This window comes from Dyella sp. ASV21 (assembly GCF_016428975.1).
In the GTDB taxonomy this organism is placed as follows: Bacteria; Pseudomonadota; Gammaproteobacteria; order Xanthomonadales; family Rhodanobacteraceae; genus Dyella.
The window spans coordinates 1-5,326 of record NZ_JAELTT010000124.1; the positions used below are offsets into that span (position 1 = coordinate 1).

The window sequence follows — 5,326 nt, forward strand, 5'->3', positions numbered from 1 at the left end:
TCCACAACGCGTCTTCAATCACCCCAGCGAGACCCGACTCGACGCCCTGCCATTCGGTGGCCCAGCCGGCGACGTGCTGCGCGAATAGCGAGTCGCTGCCCGGGGCGAAGCCGGCGTGCATGGCGAACTGCGTGAGGCACACGACGGCGCGCACATCCAGTGGGGCCGAGTGGGAGAGCGAAGAAGTTGCGAGCTGCATGAGGGCCTCCTGTCACATGCACGCATCGTCCGTCAGGGGCGTGCCCGATAAAGTCAGCTCATGTTCCGCGCGGGAGGCTCACGCGGGCAGGCGCATGCAGCGAAAGACGGCTCGGTCGTCACCGGTGAACCGGATGCCGAATGCACCAGGCACCTCCGCCGATGGCACCGTCGCCACGCCCATCTGTGTGACAAGGCATTGCACGCGCAGTCGGCGGCTTCGGCACGTGAAGAACTTCACGGCGGCCAGGTCGCCCTGCCCCATTCGGCGCATGTCCTTTGCATTGAGCCGGCGCAGCACCTGCAGCGGATAGAAGCGGCGCTCCTTGAGCATGTTCTTTCCCTTCCCTGAATTCGTGACGTGTGCCGACTGCGACTTTGCGATCAGGCGCGAAGGGCCTGTTCCACCTTGTCGGCGTGCATGCGCTCCTCGGCCGCTTCGACGCGGCGTCGAATCGCGCAGTAATCGCGCTCGCGGATGATCTTGCCCTGCGCCAGCCAGGAAGTGACCGTATGGCTCACCTGGTAGTGCCGCTCGTACTGGTCGAGGATCCATTCTTTCTGCTGGGGGCTTGCCTCGCGTAGGTCGCGATCGACGGACAAGCTCTCCCTGTCCCACTCTCGATCCCGGCCTTCCTCTCGCACCATCAGCACGAAGAAGACGGCGGCCAAAGATGCAAAGACGCCGGCGAGCGCCCAGTCTACGACGGGAAGTCCGATCAGGGTGCCGATCACGCAGATGAGAGTTACCACGGCAAGGCCACCGGCGAGCTTCCGGAACAGTGCAGAGATGCGTTCGCCGTCCATGCAACGGGGGCGCGGGATCGCCTGCATCTGCTCCCGCTTGAACTCGGCCAACTCTTCCTCGAACAGGCAGTTGTGCGTGCTGAAATCCATGTGGGCTCCTGGAGAGGGTCGAAGTGGGAAGAGGTCAGCCGCGCGCCAGCGCGCGGTCGAGGTGCTGGATCTGACGGGCTGGCTCGACGCGAAGCAGATACGCGCGAATCGCGCATACGTCACGGTTGCGAAGCACTTTTCCCTCCTTCAGCCACTGACGGACGGCGCTGCGCACCTCGTAGTGGTTTTCATAGACCGAGACCACCCACTCTTTCTCGAGGACCGTGGCTTCGCGGACGAGATCCTCCGCGTCTTGCTCGCGCCTGATGATGTCGCTGTTGCGGAAGCGCTCCACCAGGTAGGAGAGGTACACGACACCCGTAGCGACGGCGAGCACGAGTGCCGTCCAATGGTGACCACCACGGATGTCAGCGTCGTCCGTTAGGGAAGCCGCCAGGATCATGAGTCCGGTGAGGACGCCGAGGGACAAGGCCGCCCATCCCAGCCAGGACGCCACAAGCGCGCCGTTCCAGTACCGGATGTCGGGGACGCCTTCGAGCTGGTTGATCTTGAATGCCTGGACCTCGCCGTGGGCAAGGCAATGGTGCTGGAAGCTCATGCTGGAGTGCTCCGGGGGTGGGGGCCACAAGGCCCGCGCCGGCGGCGGGGCCTGTGTGGTGTATCGGCAAAGGCCGCAAGAACTTGATTGCAGGGAAGAAAGGTCGTTAGGCGACCGGCTTGCGCACGCGGCGCCGACGCGGACGGTGAATGACCGTGCCACGCCAGGTCAGCTGGACGCCGCGTGAGAAAGCGCCCACCGGGGCACCCTTACGGGTTTTGCTGATCAGCCAGCGGCGTCCGCGTGGCACGGGCGTGGGGTCAACGACTCGGGCTTCCCATCCCGGAAACCACCGCTCCAGCTTCTCGATGACGTAGGCGTGGTCCTCGAGCATCTCCTCAGTGATGTCCTGGGAGATCAGGTCGATAGCCGACACCCCTGCGCCCCTGAGCGTTGGCCCGTACGCCTGTAAGAACCTCGCGACGGGCAGCGCACTGTTCTGGGTATCGCGCAGAGAGCGACTGATCGACCCTGCCGCCCCCTTCGGACGGACATGGACACTCACGTGTCCCTTCCCTTCGGTTCGCACGCTCACCTCATCGAGGTCGAACCAGGCCTTCGGTTGAAGCTCCAGCAGAAAAAGGAGGACCGGAATCGGGAGCAGCGCCATGGCGAGGATGCCCCCGACCACAGCGAGCCAAAAGTGCTCAGTAAAGAGCAGCGGATGATTCGCGGGGGTCGGCAACAGCCAACACATCAGAAGCACCCACGCGAGCGCGACCAAGCCTCCCATCCAGCGCTCCACCCAGTAGAAGCGCGCTGCCCAGCGGATACGCCGCGCGACACCCTTCTCGCTCGGGCGCTTGAAGAAAATCAACCAGACCACGGATACCGCTATCGGGGAAACCAATGCGGCGGTCAGGAGGTAGGAGGTGATGTCGGTCCAGGTTGCCGGCGTGATCATGCTGCCTCCCCCGAGATCACGGCGCGCTCGCTCGGCTTGTGGGGCACACCACCGAAGGCCAAGCGATCATAGAGCTCGCGAAGTTCCGCCTCCTCAGCATCCGGGCGGACTTCGATGCTCGGGAAAGTCACACGCAGGAACCGGCGACGCTTGTCCGCCAGCGACAAGCTCGCATAGGTGAACCCGTCGAAGATCGACAGCTCACCGGCCACGAAGTCGCGAAGCGCCGTAAATCGCTGCTGACCCTCGAGCAGAAGTCCAGCACCTGCGGTGCGCACCGCGCCCCGATCCCAGTCGAACTGGGTGTGGACGTAATAGCCGGTACCGAGGCCCAGAAAGATGCCTTCGATAAAGCGACGCTTGCGCTCGACGTCCCAGCACTCCGCGCGCTGCCAGCTCGGGAGCACCATGCCGAACAGCGCGCGCTCGCCGTCCCGGAGGTGGGTGGCGGGCTGCATGGCCACGATGTGTTCGATGCTGTAGCTACGATCGCAGCCGTAGAGAAGCGGTGCCGGGAGATTGGTGTCGATCTTAATCATGCTTGTGCCTTATGCAGGTCGAGGTCGATGGAATAGCCGACACAGCGTGGCGGCTCCATCACCCATACAACCGGTCGAGATTGACGCAAGAGAGGGCCTTCCGGCGCCACTCCGTCCCTGAAGGACAAGATGAAGTCCATCGTGAACACGCTGCTCTTCGCCTGCCATTTCCTTCCGTCCATCCCAGACAATCCCGCCATCGCCTCGTGTTGAAGGCAATGTCGCACGCGGCGCGACGCGACAAAGACCGGATCAATTCTGCGCGCCCGATCCCCGCCCCAGCATGCGTTCCACCGCGTCCAGCCGGCCGTTGTCGAACATGTTCATCATGGACAGCAAATAGATCGCGGTTCCTGGCCACTGATTGATCGCCCAGTAGGAGCGCAGAGCGCGCGCCACATCGGCCGGATAGCTGGCCAGCTTGGCGCGGGCCCGGCGCCAGTCCGAGGCATCGCGAGCGCGCCCCTCCCGTTCAGCCCGATCCCAGGACTTCGCTCGCGCCGCCATGATGTCGTCAGCGGACGCCTGCTCTGCAGCCACCTGAGCCGCGAACAGCGGCAGGGCCTCGCGTTCGTTTCGCTGCTTGCGCTCCAGCGCCGCTCGCTTGCGAGGTGTGTCATTGAACGGGCAGCGGTCGCGCCGCTTAAACCGCATTGGCGACCTCAACTTCCTCCGCGATGAAGGACAGCGCAATGGCGTGGCGCCGGCGTGCCAGCAGCAGGCGCTTGAGCGAGCGCGATACCGCATCGTCGAGTCGGTCGTATTCCTGCTCGGCGGCCTGGTAGGACAGGTCGGGCTGTACAACCATGTCCACGAGTGAGCGCGACGCGCGGCCCATCGCAGCCCCGAGCTGGTCGTGCTCGCGCTGCGCGGAGTCCAGCTCGCGGCTAGCGAAGATTAGCTCCCGCGCGGCGCCGAGCACGTCGAGCAGCTCGTTGGCGGCCGCGTTGCGCTTCTCCGCGCGGCAGTCACGGGAGGCCAGCTTGATGCCCCCGATCACATCTACAGTCCGATGCGTCGTCGTCTCGGGCTCGTTCATCACTGCAAGGGCACCGCCCGGGCGATACTGGTCTCGGGCGCAGGCGTTGGCTGCCACCGCGCGGCACTCGACTTGACGCGGCCCATCGAAGCGACCGCAGTCAGGGTGGGCGCACGAACGGCAGCCATGCGGGTCGGGAAGGGTCTGCTGGACTGTGCTGCTCGCTTCGGTCATGGTTCCCTCGTCATGTTGCGATGTGCGCGTGGCTACGTGGCCACATTGCAGGGACGACGGGCCGGGAGAAGATCCCACCGCTTCTGCAAATGACGTTGCCCTCAGGGCACTTCCGCCACACCGGCGCTCGCGGATTCAGCCAGGCGCTGCAGCAGCTCGTCGATCAGGCGATCCGCGTCGTCAGCGGACTCGGCGTCCTGGCGCCGCAACGCGTCGAAGATGCGGGGGCGCATCTCCACAAGCACGTCCGCCTCCCCGCCAGCCAGTTGCGCGAGCGCGCGTGACGCGCCCTCGTGCGCATCGTTCAGCGCAGTGACGTCCATCGGCTGCTGCCACGCATTGAACAATCCATTGGATACGCAATGCATAAATAGGCCTTCGTGGGCGGCCTCGTAGGCAAATACCGCCTTTACCAACGTGTGAATGAGGCCCTTCGATGCCGCGCCGTCTGCGATCAGTACGTCCATACGTCTCTCCAACTCCCTCTGGTTCAGTCCCACTCTTCGACGTGCAACGCCTTCTTCGATTCTTGCTTGATGCGGACATTCTCCATCACCTCCGGCTGTGAGATGCGCGCCAGCTCGGTCTCGCCCGCCGCGTCCATGTCGAGACCCGCTACCGTAGCGAATGCGGCCAGCGTCACCATGACGCCACCCAACTCCTGGACAGGCTCTCCGACCGGGCGGCCGTAGACGTACTGCACCAGAGTCGCCACGCGCTGCTTGTCGTAGCCGTGTGCCTGCAGGAGCTCAAGCACCTCTTCCAGCAACCGGTCGCCACGCTCGACCATGTTCCGGTACTGCGAAGGGTGGAAGCACTTGGCCAGCCAGTCCGCAACGCGCGTCTGGTAAGTCCGCAACGCCGGGCGGATGCCCACGCTAAGGAACTGCGCGAGCACGCTGAGGAACCTGCCCTCCTCCGACCGATCATCCTCACGCACGTCGCACTCGGTGTTGTCCGGGCCGCTGAGGTGGAACATCGTGGGGTCACTGACCCATCGTGACGCGGTCCACCAC

At 64.6% G+C, this 5,326-nt stretch carries 10 protein-coding genes; all 10 read right to left on the minus strand.

The window, feature by feature from the left end; translation table 11 throughout:
* A partial coding sequence (locus JHD67_RS20810; protein WP_199101065.1) for a hypothetical protein occupies positions 1-199 on the minus strand: 199 nt, incomplete at its 3' end.
* A 78-nt stretch (positions 200-277) separates the two neighbouring features.
* A complete protein-coding gene (locus tag JHD67_RS20815) occupies positions 278-532 on the minus strand; it encodes a hypothetical protein (RefSeq protein ID WP_199048268.1) in 255 nt (84 codons plus the stop codon).
* A 50-nt stretch (positions 533-582) separates the two neighbouring features.
* Positions 583-1,095 carry a hypothetical protein gene (locus tag JHD67_RS20820; protein WP_199048267.1) on the minus strand — a complete coding sequence of 171 codons (513 nt, stop codon included), beginning with the start codon at positions 1,093-1,095 and terminating at the stop codon, positions 583-585.
* A gap of 34 nt (positions 1,096-1,129) precedes the next feature.
* Entirely contained in the window at positions 1,130-1,654 is a 525-nt protein-coding gene (locus tag JHD67_RS20825) for a hypothetical protein (RefSeq protein WP_199048265.1), read from the minus strand.
* Between the two features lie 106 nt (positions 1,655-1,760).
* Entirely contained in the window at positions 1,761-2,558 is a 798-nt protein-coding gene (locus JHD67_RS20830; RefSeq protein ID WP_199048263.1) for a hypothetical protein, read from the minus strand.
* Positions 2,555-3,097: a DUF262 domain-containing protein gene (locus JHD67_RS20835; RefSeq protein WP_199048261.1), complete on the minus strand. Its 543-nt coding sequence runs from the start codon at positions 3,095-3,097 to the stop codon at positions 2,555-2,557. Before JHD67_RS20835 ends, JHD67_RS20830 begins: the two co-directional genes overlap by 4 nt.
* A 252-nt stretch (positions 3,098-3,349) precedes the next feature.
* Complete coding sequence (locus JHD67_RS20840; RefSeq protein WP_199048259.1) at positions 3,350-3,751, minus strand: hypothetical protein; 402 nt, start codon at positions 3,749-3,751, stop codon at positions 3,350-3,352.
* Positions 3,741-4,310: a hypothetical protein gene (locus tag JHD67_RS20845; protein ID WP_199101066.1), complete on the minus strand. Its 570-nt coding sequence runs from the start codon at positions 4,308-4,310 to the stop codon at positions 3,741-3,743. The genes JHD67_RS20840 and JHD67_RS20845 overlap by 11 nt, the downstream gene beginning before the upstream one ends.
* Before the next feature lie 101 nt (positions 4,311-4,411).
* On the minus strand, positions 4,412-4,777 hold the full coding sequence (locus JHD67_RS20850; RefSeq protein ID WP_199047456.1) for a hypothetical protein: 366 nt from the start codon (positions 4,775-4,777) through the stop codon (positions 4,412-4,414).
* Between the two features lie 23 nt (positions 4,778-4,800).
* Positions 4,801-5,326, minus strand: a 526-nt coding sequence (locus JHD67_RS20855; protein WP_233172150.1) for a hypothetical protein, incomplete at its 5' end; no start/stop codon positions are given.